The 14,531-nt window shown below is 57.7% G+C and carries 12 protein-coding genes; 7 read left to right on the forward strand and 5 right to left on the reverse strand.

Annotated features, from left to right (window positions below; all coding sequences use genetic code 11):
* The 3 genes from HSX43_RS17045 (at window position 1) to HSX43_RS17055 (ending at window position 4,025) form a co-directional block, all read left to right on the forward strand.
* Window positions 1–1,104, forward strand: coding sequence for a type IV secretion system protein (locus tag HSX43_RS17045; protein ID WP_179381343.1), 1,104 nt, complete (start codon window positions 1–3; stop codon window positions 1,102–1,104).
* Between the two features lie 355 nt (window positions 1,105–1,459).
* On the forward strand, window positions 1,460–3,031 hold the full coding sequence (locus HSX43_RS17050; protein WP_179381344.1) for an RcgA family putative transporter: 1,572 nt from the start codon (window positions 1,460–1,462) through the stop codon (window positions 3,029–3,031).
* Window positions 3,021–4,025 carry an RcgR family putative quorum lactone hydrolase gene (locus HSX43_RS17055; protein WP_179381345.1) on the forward strand — a complete coding sequence of 335 codons (1,005 nt, stop codon included), beginning with the start codon at window positions 3,021–3,023 and terminating at the stop codon, window positions 4,023–4,025. The genes HSX43_RS17050 and HSX43_RS17055 overlap by 11 nt, the downstream gene beginning before the upstream one ends.
* A 3-nt stretch (window positions 4,026–4,028) precedes the next feature.
* Here the strand turns inward: HSX43_RS17055 and HSX43_RS17060 are convergent, their stop codons facing one another.
* The 4 genes from HSX43_RS17060 to HSX43_RS17075 are packed head-to-tail and all read right to left on the reverse strand — an operon-like array spanning window position 4,029 to window position 10,008.
* Window positions 4,029–4,775, reverse strand: coding sequence for a zeta toxin family protein (locus HSX43_RS17060; RefSeq protein WP_179381346.1), 747 nt, complete (start codon window positions 4,773–4,775; stop codon window positions 4,029–4,031).
* Window positions 4,772–7,102, reverse strand: coding sequence for a type IV secretory system conjugative DNA transfer family protein (locus tag HSX43_RS17065; RefSeq protein ID WP_179381347.1), 2,331 nt, complete (start codon window positions 7,100–7,102; stop codon window positions 4,772–4,774). Before HSX43_RS17065 ends, HSX43_RS17060 begins: the two co-directional genes overlap by 4 nt.
* Window positions 7,095–9,446, reverse strand: coding sequence for a relaxase/mobilization nuclease domain-containing protein (locus HSX43_RS17070; protein WP_179381348.1), 2,352 nt, complete (start codon window positions 9,444–9,446; stop codon window positions 7,095–7,097). The genes HSX43_RS17065 and HSX43_RS17070 overlap by 8 nt, the downstream gene beginning before the upstream one ends.
* Window positions 9,433–10,008 carry a ribbon-helix-helix domain-containing protein gene (locus HSX43_RS17075; protein ID WP_179381349.1) on the reverse strand — a complete coding sequence of 192 codons (576 nt, stop codon included), beginning with the start codon at window positions 10,006–10,008 and terminating at the stop codon, window positions 9,433–9,435. The genes HSX43_RS17070 and HSX43_RS17075 overlap by 14 nt, the downstream gene beginning before the upstream one ends.
* 458 nt (window positions 10,009–10,466) lie before the next feature.
* On the opposite strand from HSX43_RS17075, the gene HSX43_RS17080 reads away from it, so the two are divergent.
* The 4 genes from HSX43_RS17080 to HSX43_RS17095 all read left to right on the forward strand — a co-directional run bounded on the left by HSX43_RS17080 (window position 10,467) and on the right by HSX43_RS17095 (window position 13,120).
* Complete coding sequence (locus HSX43_RS17080) at window positions 10,467–11,378, forward strand: ParA family protein (RefSeq protein WP_179381350.1); 912 nt, start codon at window positions 10,467–10,469, stop codon at window positions 11,376–11,378.
* A complete protein-coding gene (locus HSX43_RS17085; protein WP_179381351.1) occupies window positions 11,378–12,025 on the forward strand; it encodes a hypothetical protein in 648 nt (215 codons plus the stop codon). Before HSX43_RS17080 ends, HSX43_RS17085 begins: the two co-directional genes overlap by 1 nt.
* A 410-nt stretch (window positions 12,026–12,435) precedes the next feature.
* Window positions 12,436–12,645 (forward strand): hypothetical protein, encoded by a 210-nt coding sequence (locus tag HSX43_RS17090; RefSeq protein WP_179381352.1) that lies wholly within the window; start codon window positions 12,436–12,438, stop codon window positions 12,643–12,645.
* A 55-nt stretch (window positions 12,646–12,700) separates the two neighbouring features.
* Complete coding sequence (locus HSX43_RS17095) at window positions 12,701–13,120, forward strand: hypothetical protein (RefSeq protein ID WP_179381353.1); 420 nt, start codon at window positions 12,701–12,703, stop codon at window positions 13,118–13,120.
* A gap of 217 nt (window positions 13,121–13,337) precedes the next feature.
* Here HSX43_RS17095 and HSX43_RS17100 read toward each other — a convergent pair whose 3' ends face one another.
* On the reverse strand, window positions 13,338–14,246 hold the full coding sequence (locus HSX43_RS17100) for an ArdC family protein (RefSeq protein WP_179381354.1): 909 nt from the start codon (window positions 14,244–14,246) through the stop codon (window positions 13,338–13,340).
* Window positions 14,247–14,531 lie beyond the last annotated feature (285 nt).

Raw genomic sequence — 14,531 nt, forward strand, 5'->3', positions numbered from 1 at the left:
ATGAGCATTGTTACATATATCGTTGATACGGCAGAGACGTTTCTGGACGATGCCGCCCAGACACAATTCGGGTCAGTCGCCACCACGGTCGGGACAATGATCCAGCTCGCCTGCACCGTCTTGGTGATCTTCGTCTTTATCAACATGGCCTACCAATATCGGTCAATGGATGGGCGACAGGCGTTCTGGCTAGCAGTCAAAATCATTCTCGTCGGGATTTTTGCGACAAACTGGACGCAATTCAATTCCCTTTCATCCGCCATCCTAAGTGGCATTGATAGTATATCAGCCGCATTGGTTGCATCTGTCGGAGGAGGAACACCAGGACCTTCTGGCACATTTGCCGAACAATTCGATAGCCTAATTGCCAGCTTGGGTGATTACCTAAATGCTGCTGGCTCGGAACTTAACTGGATGGCTGGCGCCCTGATGGACTTGCTCGGTGTCGTTCTGCTATCCCTCTTGGGCGGTCTTGCAGCCTTCATCATCGTGGCTTCGCGGCTCATGATCGCGTTGCTTCTTGGACTTGCTCCTATCATGATATTTCTGACCTTGTTCGAGGTGACGAAAGACTACTTCGCACGTTGGCTATCAGCGGTGATTTCCTTTGCTCTTTACCCGGTTGTCGTAGCAGGCGTCTTTGCCACGATCGTCGGCATCGCGCGTTCGCTTCTAACCCGACTGGGTGATCCTGCGGACGCCACGAATATTGGAGCCCTCCTTCCATTCTTCATGATGGTTCTGATGGCAAAGGGTTTCATCATTGCCACCCCGTTTATCGTGCGCGCAATATCGGGCAACATTGTCATGCCAGCTCTGACTAGCGGCTTGGGTGGCAGCTATGCCTTCGGTCGTGCATTTGGGGGAAGTCAGCAAGCCCAGAATCGTTATCTCATGGGTTCTGCGACAGGAAGCGAATATGCGGGTCTGCGCCTTCGCTCAATGGTAACTCGACAGCCGATGCCTGAAAGAACATCTTACGGTCAGCCTTCACCAGCCGCCAACAGTTCGCAACCTGCGCCACCACCCCGGACAGGCACGGGGCAGCAGATGATCGAAACTAAAGCTCGGTCCCAACGGATTGCAGACGCCGGCAAGAAATAGCCATCAAGGGGCGCGGTTAGGACCACGCCCCTTGTCTATTACTCGTAAACGACGTTCTCGCAGCGCCCGGCTTTCCACATCGGGGCCAGATGGCCGCTATCCCACTGATACAGCCAGCCCACGACCTGCCGCGTCTTTTTGTCAATGATCCGCTTGACGGGACGTGCCTGTCTCCGTCTTCGCGTAGTTGAAGCAGGCTCTCGTTGCGCGAAAACCTCGCCTGCGAATTGCTTTCCCATGATCGTGTCCCCCGGATGTTCCGAATCTCACGTTCTGGTTGCACCAATATAGTCATGTCGATCACGACCTGATATGAAAGTGAACGAACAGGCACGAACAGAAAGCCGATAAGCGTTTGATTAAGAATGGTAAGTTTTTTGTCCCCCCGGAAGATCGTGGCGAAGACCTGAAAACCCTCCTGAAGCGACTCGTCGCAGTCGGAGCAGGCAGACCTGTCGATAGCAATGGGTTTCCTGAAGGCCCCTGGACGGCCGAGTTGCTTGCGGAGGCCATCTCGCAGATCGACGCGAACCGATCAGGCATAGAGTTGCGAACCGTTCAGCACTGGCTCCAGGACAACGAGAGAGGCATACGAGCTGAAAACATCCGATGGCTGGCCCGGATTTTCGGATGTGATGATCCCGATGCGACAAGCGACTGGCAAAGGGAACTGACAGCGGCTCGGGAACGCCTGACGCAGAACCGCCGCCGTAAGACAGAACACCGGGTGGAGGGGCACCGCGCGGCCGATCAGCTTGCCCACACGACCCCTGCCCCGCCAACAAAGCCCAAACCAACCTTCTGCCTGGCCCGCCGGTCGGAAGCCCTTTTTGGAAGACGCTCTCCCCTCGATTTACCTGCATCGGTTTTCGCTGGCGCGGTAGCACTTGGTTTCCTCGCCTTCTTCCTGGGCATCCACAGTATAGAATACACGAGACCAAGCGGTGTCTCGAAACAGGTCGGGTTCTTGTGGGCACCGAACTGGACGTTCCTGTTCATGATCTTCATGCCGCTGTTCTTCGCCTTCGCAGTGGAGCTGATGTCATACTGGAAAAACGAGGGCCGCAGATCGCTGCTCGATGCTGGCGAACTGACCGAAAAGGAAGATGGTTGGGATCGCAAGGTAATGGCTGCGTCCTACACCTATTGGGCAGTTTTCATTCTCTGCGTCGCTTTTGCCGGCCTGTTTCAGTGGATCGGTGTCAGACTCATGACGCTACTGAACGGCGTCGATGATTATGCAATCGACTGGGGGACGCTGGCCCTTGTGCGCCCGGAAGAAGTCTCGATTCCCCAGTCCATCGCGTTCACCGGCTTCGCCTACTTGTATATGTGTCTCTGCTTCTATCTGTTCTTTGTCGGATTGATCCTGCTGTTCACCGTGGCCCACGATTTTTGGGAGATTGAGCAAAATCCCGATTGGAAATCAGGGTCAGAGGCGCAGGCCGCTGCCGCCCCGATCAGTCGCCGGGTCATGCGGGCAATCTGTCGCTGCACGATCGCTGGTATCTTCGTTGCAATCTGCATGAAGCTACAGAGCTTCTATCTCACATCGACCTCTCCCAATGTGGTGCAATGGCTCGCGGATGATGCCCTTTCGGCGGTCGCGGTCCAAGGCAATGCGGAAAGTCGTGCGGATTTCAGGATGCCAACCCACTACACCAGCCTGATCGTCGCGATCGCCACCTGCGTTCCATTCCTCTATGGGTTCGCACGATTGGCGATTGGCGAGCGGTTCACCGTCAGAGGCGCACGGATGGCGAGTGTCATACTCTATCTCTTGGCAAGCTATCTTCTGATTGGAGCCTTCGCAGGATTCTCGATCATGCTGCTCCTGGCTGTCCTGCTCGGCCTATACTGCTTCTTCGACCCGGAGCTGCGTTTCAGCCTAAACCGTCGAACTCGTGGGCAACAAAGTGCTACATAGCTTGCTGGACCGATGGGATGAGAAGAAGGCCGCACGAAGTGATGCGATCAAGCGAGCGACTGGTCTTCGTCTCGATGCAACTCTTGCGTTTGAAGGTGCAGATGATGTCACGACGATAGAAGGGTTCATCCAGCACGCCACTTTGGCCGCGAAAAATCCGGGTTTCTTCGACCAGGAGATAGACACAGTAACAGAGGTTGATCGTAACGATCAGTGGATCACCTTCCCCTCGCAGGTGGTGACGCCAACACCTGAAAACAACACGGTCGTCGCGAAGATTAGTGATGGCGAACAATCCCGCAAGGCCGTGATCCTGTTTCACCACTGGAACGCAAAATCCCGATACGACCAGATCGCGAAATACTTCACTCGGCGCGAGATCGCTGTGATCGAGATGGCTATGCCATATCACCACGAACGGTCACGGCCAGGTTCAGACTACGCCGACCACATGCTTAGCCCATCGCTGGGCCGGACATTGCAATCCGTCCGACAGGCAGTCCTTGATGGCCGTCAGATTGTTCGTTGGCTTGAAAGAGAGGGTTACGACGAAATTTCCGTCTTGGGCATGAGTCTGGGTTCCTGGGTTGCCGGCTTGTTGGCCGCCCACGATCCTGCGGTGAAGAACGCAGCCTTATTCCTGACTGCGGACAGTCTCGCAGAGATGTGCTGGACCGGCCGCGCGACCCGGCACATTCGCGAAAGCCTGGAAGGCGCAATCTCGCTGTCGGAATTTCGGCAAGCCTGGTTGCCGCTCGATCTTGGGCACCATGCAGAAAGCCTCTCACGCAACGACCTTCATCTTCAGCTCGTGCTTGGAAAAAGGGACACGGTTGTTCTGCCGACGCTCTCCCACCGTCTGACAGAAACGCTGACCTCCCACGGGGCGAACCTCGATGTTTTAAGCCTGAACTGTGGTCATTACTCTCTGACGCTCCCCCCCTACATTCTTTGGGCCGGACGCGCTGTCACACAGCTTATAAACGATAGGTGAAGGTCAGTGGCGCAGACCTGGCTCGCTGTCCTTGCCTGCATCGTCGTCCTCGATGCGCTCGCGAAGGTCGTCTAGATCTTCTTGCGTCATCGCGCCGGCCGCTACAGCGGCCTCGCCGTATCGAAGCGCGGCACGATCACTTTCAGCTTCCGTGTCCGCGTTCCTCTCCATCGTTCGTGCTGCCGTCATGGCACTTTCCGTCGCCCAATGGGGTGGATCATCCCGGAATCGAAAACCATCACGCCTCAGCTCTGCAACCCGAATGAGACGTGCACCGGAATTGTCGTGGAGGTCTGTGCGATCTGAACGGGCAATCGCTTCGGGTAGGTTCTCGTATGACCGTTCATATCGCCGCAGAACATCCTGAGCAGGAACATCATGACCGCCGCGTTCAACCCGGTTTGCAACCCGAGCAACATTTGCATCAGGGCTGTTGAGACGAACATAGTGCAGCTCAACCTCGAAACCCCTCGAACGGGCTTCGTCCATCAGCTTCAAGGTTCGATTGCCAGACAGTGTGGTTTCCACGGCAAAGCTCTCCCTACGATCAAGAAAATCGTTTTGTTGCTTCACCGCCTCTCGACCAGCGGCAACGCCTGCCACCTCGACGTTCTCAGAATTTATCTGCCGCGCGATAGCGTCAGGGTCGATAACGGGACGATCACCTGGAAGCCCAGAACGGGTCAGGGTCGATTTCCCTGCACCGTTGGCTCCTGCGATGACGACAAGAGTAGGTCGGTCGTCGCTCATGCCTTATGCCGCACGCCCTGATCGTCGCGATAATCAAGCTCCACCTCATCATCGTCGGCCCGCCTGCGAACCCATGTTCCGTCTTCACGTTGCTGGATCAGTGTCGCGCCATCGGCCAGCTCTTCCGCCAAAATTTCTTCTTGTCGATCCACGAAATCCGGTCGATCAACGAACTTGGGCGGTATTTGCTTCCCCGACGCATCGCCCTCATCGGGCGGCAAGTCATCGTCCTGATCGTCATTTCCTACGGCACTGAGAATGGCAACAGCGTTCGCCACCGCCTCCTTCGCCTGCGTGTCACCGTCGACACCCCCCTCCAAAGGAAGTCGCTGCTGGACGGAAAGGTCCATCTTTTGCTGTCCGTCCGCGTTCTCACGCGCAGCTTTGGATCGTCGCTTTCGGCCGCCCATTTTCAGCGGCTTCCCGGAGCTGGCAATGTTCTGGCAGATGGCCACTCTTCGACTGGCTTGCGGGGCTTCGTCCACTTCTGAAGGCAATCCCCCCTGCCCCGCGTTCTCACTGGGCTGTGCCGCGTGGGAAGCAGGTTCGGGCATCGGCTCGGGCTCGATCTCCCGAACTACAGCGGGTTCTTCCGTTGATTGCGCTACAGATGAACGGCCCGCCTCCTCCGTTTCTATATCTTGGTTTTGTTCTTCAGGTGCAGGGAGCGCCTTCGCTTCTTCGGGGAAAGGCAGGTCGCCTTTCTGGGCTGCATTGATCTTCTTGAAAAACGGGTCTTCAAAATACTTGATCCGTTTCGCTCTCACAGGCATCTGCGCATCGACCACCATGACAATATCGTCCAGCGGCATCCGGCGCGCTTCATCCTCGGGCAGGAGCGATGTTTCTTCGGTCCGCTCCGACATGCTCCGTCCCTCGAACGGGTTCCGCCCGATTGACCGAGACCGGGTGACGACACGCTTCGTCGTTTTGCCCACTGCCTTGGACAGCTCCTCTACCGTCTTTTCGTCTGATGGCGTGAGATACAGTTTCACACCTGCGTTGCCTTGAAGCGCGCGACGTGTGTTCTCACCATAGATTTCGTCCAGCGCCGGAATGGTCTGCGTTACGATTGCGAGCCGACCCTTGTAGGAGCGCAAGGTTTCGATGCTCTCCACGACGATCGGCATTTTTCCGAGCCGGTTGAACTCGTCCAGGATAATCATCACCGGCCACGGTTCATCTGGGCCAGGCTCCTTGTCCTGAAGCGAGGAAATGAGGTCAGAGAAAAACAGCCGGATCAGCGCAGCCATCGGCTTGACCATGTTCGGCGCAACCACAAGGTAGACCGTGAAGGGCTTCTTGCGGATCGTCCGAAAATCAAAATCGCTGACGCTCGTGGCTTCGTCCACCGCCGGATTCGACCATTGGTCCAAACCAGATGTCATCAGAAGCGACACATAGGATGTCAGGGTGTCGTTGTTCGTAGATCCCATGCGCTCGAAGATCAGCTTTGCCGCGCGGTTCTGAACCTCGTCGCGACGCTTCAGGAACTCCTTCTGTTTGTTGCCCCCGGAAGATGTGATCCGATAAATTTCGCCCAGGGTTGGCACTTTCCGCTGGAATGCCAACAACCCAGCGGCAACGAACAGGTCGATGCCACCCTTGAGAAGACCTTGCGTCCTGTCACTGTCCGATTGCAGGAACAGCGTTGCAAGAAGCTGAAGCTCCATTTGTTGCTGGTTGGGGTCTTCCAGCGCCGCAATTCTTAGCAGCGGGTTGTAGCGATGTGTCCGGCGGTCGTTCCAATCGACCGGCGCGAAGCGATAGACCTTATCGCCCTGGGAGGCCCTGTGACGCGCCGTGGCCTCAAAATTCTCGCCCTTCACGTCAAGAACAACGGCACTGCCTTTGAACGTCAACAGGTTAGGAATGACAAAGCCGGTCGTCTTGCCACGGCCCGTTGGCGCGACGATCAAAGCGTGAGGAAACACCTTCGATGAGATCAAGCGTGCCGAACTGGACGGTTTACCCAGCTTTCCCAGGATAAACCCCTGCCCCGGCGGCGTGAAGAAGCCGTTGCGCTTCATTTCAGCCGCCTTCTGCCAATGGGTGCGACCGAACCTGGTCAGAGCCGAGCCGGACAGAACTGCGCTTAGAAGAAGAGCCGCAAATGCAAAGCCACCGATGATGAAATTGACCAGTTGAAAATCGTCCGGCCGAACGCGCTGCATCGCAAAATAGTTGTTCGCAATCCAGAAAAAGTCGATCTCTGCGCGCATTCCGAACGTGCGAAAGCTGAGGATGGCGCTCGCGACGACATAACCCATCGCGGCGCCCACAAGGGTCAGGAGGACGATCCCGACTGCGATCTTCCCCTTATCCATGTGTTTGCCCCTTCTCAGTATGGCTCGCGATGCTCCGCAAGCGTTGTGCGTCGTATTCTTCCTCGTTGATCTCGGAAACCACCTCCCGAACGGCCTCGCTGTTTGCGGTTGCCTCGTCCGACTGAAGATAGGCTTTGGCAGCGTAGAGGCGGTCGAGCCGATCATCTATTACCTCGTCCAGCACATCGGCATCACCGCGCTTCAGAGCTTCGATCTGCTCGTCGTTCAAATCCCGTTCGATCTCGTCACGGAAAACCTGCCGGCTCTCATTGTCCGGGAACGGCGGATTGATCCTATCGGTGCGTTCATGCTCGATGGCCCGCGCGATAGCCGGATGTTCCTGTTCAAGGGCGGTCATACGCGCATCGCGATCTTCTGCCCTGATACCCTCTCGTTCGGCGCGCTCGATCCCCGCATCGGTTGCCAACCGTTCCGACAGTGCCTCACGAGAATCCGCATCCCGTGCGGCCTGACGTTCCGCTTCGATCAGCTCGTCACGATTGTTCGCGGAAAAGGACGCGACATAGGTTGTCGCCAAGCCCTTCGCCAGATGATCCGGCATGTCCGGATACCGTTCCTTGAAATCGGCTGCGACAGCAACATCCACGTCAGTCCTGCCGTCTGCCCGCGACATGACGTTCTCAATCTCACGGTCGATCTGATCGGCACGATTCCGATCCACAACCCGTGGGTTTAGGGGGTCGGCAGTGTCGATCACATCGGTCGGACGTGCCAATAGCTCGGGATGTCGTTGGAGATAGTCGCGTTGTTCGGCTTCGATCCGCGCCTCCGCCCTGCTCTCGATCTCGTCAGCCCGTTCCGCGATCTGCGCTTCGGTCAAACCTTGATCGCGCAAGTCCTGGCGCACCGCGCGGCTCATGTCGTCCACGCTCTCGGCGTCATAGTGGAAAGTCGCCTCGGTCACTTCGTCGGTCACACCATCGCGGCGGACCACCTCAGCGCGTTCCAGCGTCGTTCCCAACTGAACATGCACGCGATCGAGCTGGTCCACCGCGACGCGAAGATCCTCCTGTCTTTCGAGATTGAGATTTTGCGTTTCAGCGATTTTCTGAAGATCGTCAGCATACCATTGCCGCTCAAGGGCAGCGTTATTCGCGCCCTGCTCGATCCGGCTGATAACGGCTTCGGATGAGATGCCGGTCCCTCGCAAAGCCGTCTCGACTTGCGCACGCGTCTCCCCTTCACGCAGCTTGCCAACCAACCCCTCGTTGATGTTGCGTTCGGAGTATACGCCCGTGGCAGAGGGCGGCTGACGCAGTGACGAAGGACCGACGCTTTCCACCGGCGCAACCGCCGTCGCAAGCTGCCTTTGCAACGCGGCGCGCTGCCCTTCCGGGGCGTCTTCGATCAATTTGCTGACACGTTCGATCTCCTGTGTCAGCTTGGCGTTCAATTCCTCAAAGCTCTGCTGCTCGGCCATGTAAATTTCTCCTTCGGGTTCCAGCCGCCCGCCACGCGCCAGGATCGCTCCGGCCCGCATGAGCGCATTTTCAGCATCTTCTCTGTTCTCTCGGGTCGCGTCGGCTGCCAGACGTTCATAGAGCTGCGCATTCGATGCGATTTCGGCCAAGGTCCGGTCCAGGTCGCGACCGATCCGCTCCCTCCCCACTGCGGGGCGGCCCTCTTCCTTCGCAGCATACACCTCTCGGGTGCGCGGCGCGTAATCGACCACCCCGCGATGCACCCGGCGGGTGGCTTCCAGCTTCACGCCGACCTTTTCGGCCTCTTCAACCATCGCAAGACGAAAATCATCGTAGTTGAACCGATGGTCCCGACCGAGATAGAACAACTCGCCCTCTTGGGACCGCCGGTTCAGAACGATATGGGCGTGGGGGTGTTCGCGATCCTCGTGAACCGCGATGATGTAATCAAAGTTGCCTTCCTCGGTCTTGAAAAACCGCTCCGCAACCGCGGCGGAGATGTCACGAACGTCTTCACCTCTTGTGCCGATGGGATACGACATCAGCATGTGCGTAGTGTTGCCCAGCTTCGGATTGAAGCTCTCATCCCAGCGGCTCGCAAACCGCTCGGTCATATCCTTGATGTCATCACCCGATAGCCGCTTCTGACCAACATATGTCCCTCGGCTGTCCACGATGTGAGACGACTTGGTGGTCAGATACGTCAACTGGTTGGAAAGCTGGCCTTTCGTATGCGTCCCACCACCCCGAATAGCCTTGAACACGGCCGCTCGATGACCTCTGGCAGCACGGAACATCTGTTTGCGCTGCTGGTGAAGGCCCTGCATCGAGCCTCGAACCCTGCTCCACCCCTTTTCAAACAGTTCACCTGAAACGGCAGAGACCGCATCACTCCGCGCCATCGGCCAGCTCCTTCAACTCGGCCCGCGCCCGCAGGGTGATATGTTCGACCCTGCGTCGCGCCAGTAGGTCCACCTGGTCCGCAAAATCCAGAACGAAAGTCGAAAGCGCCTTGATCTGGTTGAGGCTCTGAACGCCGAACACCGGCGCGATCCCCTTGTTCTTCGCCTCGTTCAACCGCATCGCGATCTGCGTCACGTTGTTTCCGACCCTGTTCAAGGCCGCTCGAAACCCCTGCAACTCGCTCGCTAAGTGATCGTCAGGTTGGAAAATCCCGTTCGCGGACTGGATCAACCGACGAAGCGCATCCGACCGATTGTTGATGTTGAGCCGCGATATGAGGGCATCGAACTTCTGCAACTCTTCCGGCGTCAGCGTCACAGAAACGGTTTTCGTCCTCGTGCTTGCATCGCGTCGCCGCTCTTTTTCAGTCCGAAGTGTGTAGTAGATCGTCCGTTCCGTGACATCGAACTTCTGCGCAAGCGCCTTGGGCGAAACGCCTTTCGCGCGGTCTCGGACGATGGCGAGGCGTTCATCCCGGCTCAAACGCTTGCGCTTCGACATACTGAACAAAGACTCCCTATTTCCTGCCAAACTCATACAGACATTTAGGCTTTGAGGCAATCGCAGATTGCATCACGTCTCAAAGCCGTTCAAAATGGATGTATTCCGTTGAAGCGGACCCGAGCCCAGGGTCCGCGCGTCGAGCCGGAGGCGAGACCGCCGAGCTTGCGAGGCCACCAGAGACCCCTCAAAAAATCGCGCTGTGGACCCTTATCAGCTCAACCGCACCCCCACCCCACCCAAACCACGGGAAACGCCTGTAGCCCCCCTTCCAGCGGCTCTCCGGGCCGAGGATGTTCTAGTCGACCGACCCAACTGTCGCCCGAAAGCCGCTGCTACCCTGTTTTCGGCGCGATACACAAAACAACAAACGCCGAACAAAAAACAGCAGACAACCTACGCAATACACCAAACACCTAACAACGAACACCGCGCGGCGAACAACGAACACCGACCCCGTGACACCGAACACCGAACACCGAACAGATCGCGGCGAACAAGAAACCCGTGACACATCACAACGAACATGCGACAACGCATACAAAGCGCAGAACACCGAACATGAGGCAAAGAACATGGAACAGGCCACAACAAACGCGAAACACGACGAACCGAACACGAAACAGAAGACAGAAAACGGCTTCGTGCAGACCGGGCAGCCGAATGACGCCATGAAAGTCATCACCGTCATGACCCGGAAGGGCGGCGCGGGCAAAACGACCCTTGTTCAAGCCCTCATCAGCGCGGCCCTGAAAGACGGAAAGCGCATTCTCGCGCTGGACGCCGACCCCCAGCAGGGATTGCACCGCTGGCTCAAGCCTCTTTCCGAAGCAGAGCCGCTCATCATATCGCGCCAGCTCGAATACGCCGCCGACCTCGAACGATGGACTGAGGAAGCCTATGAAGCAGGCAGCGTCGATCTCGTCTTCGTGGACACACAAGGGGCGGCTGGCGAATGGGCCGATGAACTGGCGGCCCATAGCGACTTTCTTGTCGTCCCAATGAAGATGGCCGACAAAGACCTCTCGATCACCACAGATACGTTCAACTGGTATGTCGGTCTTCGGGAACGTGTCGATGATCCCGATCTGCTCCCGACACTTCGCATCCTCATGGCGGACGTGCCTAGGGACATGAACGCCACACAAAAGAAGATCGAAATGCTCGCGATTGAGCGGTTTCCGGTCATGAATAACTACTTCATGCACCGCAAACAGCACCTTGATGCCGACACCAACGGGTTCCTGCACGTCCAGGCCGAAGAGAAGCGAACCGGCAGATTTGGCCTCGGCCGCACCCACGCGAAGCACTTCGATGAAGCGGTTGAAGAAGCACTCGACATTCTTGCGGAAATCACGGGGGACGAGTGATGGCGCGGAAAAAGAAACCTGTCGTGCAAGGCAAAGACCCCGCATATGACCATCAGTTCTCGCGCTATCGAAAAGCGCCGTCAAACATGCCCGATGATGTGGTGATCCCCGGACTGACAAAAGAAGCGCCAACGCAGCCCGAAAAGACCGAAACGACGCCTCGACCGGAACCGGCCACGAAAGCCGCCGAAGCTCCCACGGTCACGTCCGAAGCGAAGCCCAACACTGCGCCGAAGCCCGCCCCACCATCCAAGAAGAAAACGGCGCCAATGCAAAGGCATAAAGAAGAAACCCGTCTGGTGAGCTTGATCGCGGGGGTAAAACAATCGCAGGCCGACGCGATGCAACCGCTTCTGGATCGCGGTCTTGACCGCAAGCATATCATCGCCCTGGCCGGACGCCGGACCACAGCGTCATTCGAGCCAACACAGCAGTTCAAACAGGTTCCAGAGGCCGACCGCCGCCCCATGCGCGAAGCCTATCGCACAACGAAGACGGTGCCGACGAAGCTGATCGAGAAGCTGCGCAAAGAACATGACCCGCTCGGCGTCATGTCCGATGGCGCGATGTTGAGGGGCCAATTCGAGACACGCTTCTGGTCCAATCTTGACGCGGTGATCGCGGAATTGACCGAGAAGTATTGCTAGAAGGACCGACAAGTCGGTCCAAGTTTTCGATGAAGAGGGGGAAGGAGTTTAGGCTTCCTTCCCCCTGAAGCAAAATAGACAAGGCCGTGTCCTCGCCTTCGGCTGCGGGCCGCACCAACCTCGTCGATTTTGCTTCACCCCCATCCTCTCACGCTCGCCGCTCGGCAGGGTTTCAGGCAGAGCTGAAACCTGCGTCGATCATTTCGTGGTCGGACGGGAAAGCTCTGCGTTCAGCAGAGGTTCATGGAACATGCCACGAAAAGAGAAAAAACACGCCAAACCCGTAAAACGGATCTTGGACAGGAAGACGCGCGAGCTGGTGGGCTGGCTCTACCAATGGAACACGGGGCACCTGGCCCCGATGTGGAAAGATGGTCCTCGGGAGAACGTGGAGTATGTCTAAAAATCCGATGTTCGCGATCCGAACGGCGGAAGGAGGGGAGGACCTGGGCGAAGTCCGGTCCTCCAATCCGACACTGTTGCGGGCCTTTGGGGCGGCTTACATGCGCGATCCGAAGGCGAAGGGTGAAGTGGCGTTATTCGGCCCGAACAGCCAGCTCGTCGCCACCTACGACATCTGGCAGGATCGGTGGGAAGATGCCGAAGCGAAAGCCGGATGATCTTCACTTATGACGCTGAAAATGCTAGGCTGTTTCTAACTTTGGAGACAGTCTCATGGCCGTTCGTAAGACCCTCGCATTCACCGTCCTTCTCGCCGGATTCACCGGCACAGCCGCGTTTGCCTGGGAACACCAGTTCGAACGCGGCCTCGATCTTTATACCACACCTGACAGGTCGGTGGGCTTGTCGCTCGTATGCGACCCGAACACGGTCTATGGCAGTTCGGAAAGCGCCGTCTTGGTCCAGCTCGGAACGGACCCGATGGCGACAGAAGATGTCGTGTTTCGTTTTGAAGACGGTATCGCTGTCCAGGCCAATGTCGTTCGCGGCCACATCATGAAGCTGGCGACAGAAGAAGCCGTTTGGGAAACCCTGCTCTCCGGCTTCCGGCAATTCTCTACGGTGGTGATCGAGAACGGTGACGAAGCCGTGACGGTCGATCTGGGCGAGCCAGTCGTTTTTTCCTGCACCTGACCCGCCCGGAGGGCATCGGCGCGAAGCGCCGGGCGAGGGGCCAGATGGGGCGCAAGCCGCGTCTGGCCCCTCGTCAATTCTCTCATGCGAAAAAGAAGAGGCCCGCACCTGTGACAGAATGCGGGCCTTGATCGGTCTCGGCCGATCCGACAGGGAGTAAAAAAACCGTAGCAGGCAGGGGCCAGTCCGACCAGCCGCTAAAGGGTGATGGGGCCGCTTAGGCGGCCACCTGCTCTGCGGCGTTGTCCTTGGCTGCCGGTGCCAAGGCGTTGATGTAATCGACGGCCTTCTGCGCCTCGGCTGCCGCTTTGAAGATCAGTTCCTTGTCTGATTTCAGCGCCTCAAGCCATCCCTCGACATAGGCCGCGCTCTGATCGAATTGCGGTTTGACCCCAAGCTGAAGACACAGGAAACATGCGCCGATTTCGGCCACCAGTTCCTCGAATGCGTAAGCCTGCTTGTCCTGAAATTTCTTGATCCGCTCAAGGCGTTTCTCGCTGCCAGTCCAGTGGATCAGCTCGTGCGCAAGGGTTCCAAAATAGCCGCTCGTCTCGAAGAACGTCGCAATCGGCGGCATGTGAATGTGATCCTGTGCGGGCTTGTAGTAGGCGCGAGGATCTTCGCTGGTGATGATTTCGGCACCTGTCGCCGCAAAGAACGCCTCAAGCTCTGGATCAGTCTCCGTGCCAAGGTCGCGGGGCGGTTCGGGCCGGATATAGTATTCCTCCGGCAACCCCTCGATCTGATCGGCGTTGAAGACATTGTTGGACTTGGCGAAGCGGCTCGTGCGGGTCTCGGTCTCGCCGGTGTCCGCCTCGATCTCTTTCTCGAACGTGCCATAGAAAACGGACTTTGTGCATCTCTCGCCTTTGCGAACGCTGCCGCCAAGCTCTTGCGCCTGACGGAATGTCATCCAGCGGGCAGAATTATAGCCCTTCACCATTGCCGTCGCCCACAACATCAAAATGTTGATTCCGCGATACTGCTCGCCGTTATGGCGAAGCGGAAAACATACGCCCGATGCGTCGCCCGTCCACGGCTTGCGCCACGGTGGCGTCCCTGCCTCGATCTGCGCGATGATCGTATCCGTGACGTGCTGCTTGATGTCCAAACGTGCTTTAGCCATGCCGGCCTCCTTGTGGTGATGCCCGTTCCGGTCTGGTGCCGAAAATCGTGGCGGGGGTTCGGGAAGGTCCGCGAAGCGGTGCCTCTCCTGAAACCCTGCCTCCCGGCGAGGGCGGGAGGGGGGCCCGCGCAATGCGGAAATCCAGCCCAAAGGGGAGGGGGATCTCTGACGCGACGCATAGTTCTGCCATTTGCGTCGTGACCCTTGCCATTCCTCCACAGCCTCATGCCGATCTCCGGGCGTTTCGTTGTGGTTTGTCCTGACGGTCCCGAGGGATAGTCAGGG

Origin of the sequence: Jannaschia marina (assembly GCF_013404595.1) — a bacterium.
In the GTDB taxonomy this organism is placed as follows: Bacteria; Pseudomonadota; Alphaproteobacteria; order Rhodobacterales; family Rhodobacteraceae; genus Jannaschia; species Jannaschia marina.

What these genes read in the sequence shown, in the direction of transcription:
- HSX43_RS17045 (WP_179381343.1), top strand. Translation starts at nt 1, where the DNA reads ATGAGCATTGTTACATATATCGTTGATACGGCAGAGACGTTTCTGGAC.
- HSX43_RS17100 (WP_179381354.1), bottom strand. Translation starts at nt 14,246, where the DNA reads ATGGCTAAAGCACGTTTGGACATCAAGCAGCACGTCACGGATACGATC.
- HSX43_RS17090 (WP_179381352.1), top strand. Translation starts at nt 12,436, where the DNA reads ATGTTCGCGATCCGAACGGCGGAAGGAGGGGAGGACCTGGGCGAAGTC.
- HSX43_RS17065 (WP_179381347.1), bottom strand. Translation starts at nt 7,102, where the DNA reads ATGGATAAGGGGAAGATCGCAGTCGGGATCGTCCTCCTGACCCTTGTG.
- HSX43_RS17085 (WP_179381351.1), top strand. Translation starts at nt 11,378, where the DNA reads ATGGCGCGGAAAAAGAAACCTGTCGTGCAAGGCAAAGACCCCGCATAT.
- HSX43_RS17060 (WP_179381346.1), bottom strand. Translation starts at nt 4,775, where the DNA reads ATGAGCGACGACCGACCTACTCTTGTCGTCATCGCAGGAGCCAACGGT.
- HSX43_RS17070 (WP_179381348.1), bottom strand. Translation starts at nt 9,446, where the DNA reads ATGGCGCGGAGTGATGCGGTCTCTGCCGTTTCAGGTGAACTGTTTGAA.
- HSX43_RS17095 (WP_179381353.1), top strand. Translation starts at nt 12,701, where the DNA reads ATGGCCGTTCGTAAGACCCTCGCATTCACCGTCCTTCTCGCCGGATTC.
- HSX43_RS17075 (WP_179381349.1), bottom strand. Translation starts at nt 10,008, where the DNA reads ATGTCGAAGCGCAAGCGTTTGAGCCGGGATGAACGCCTCGCCATCGTC.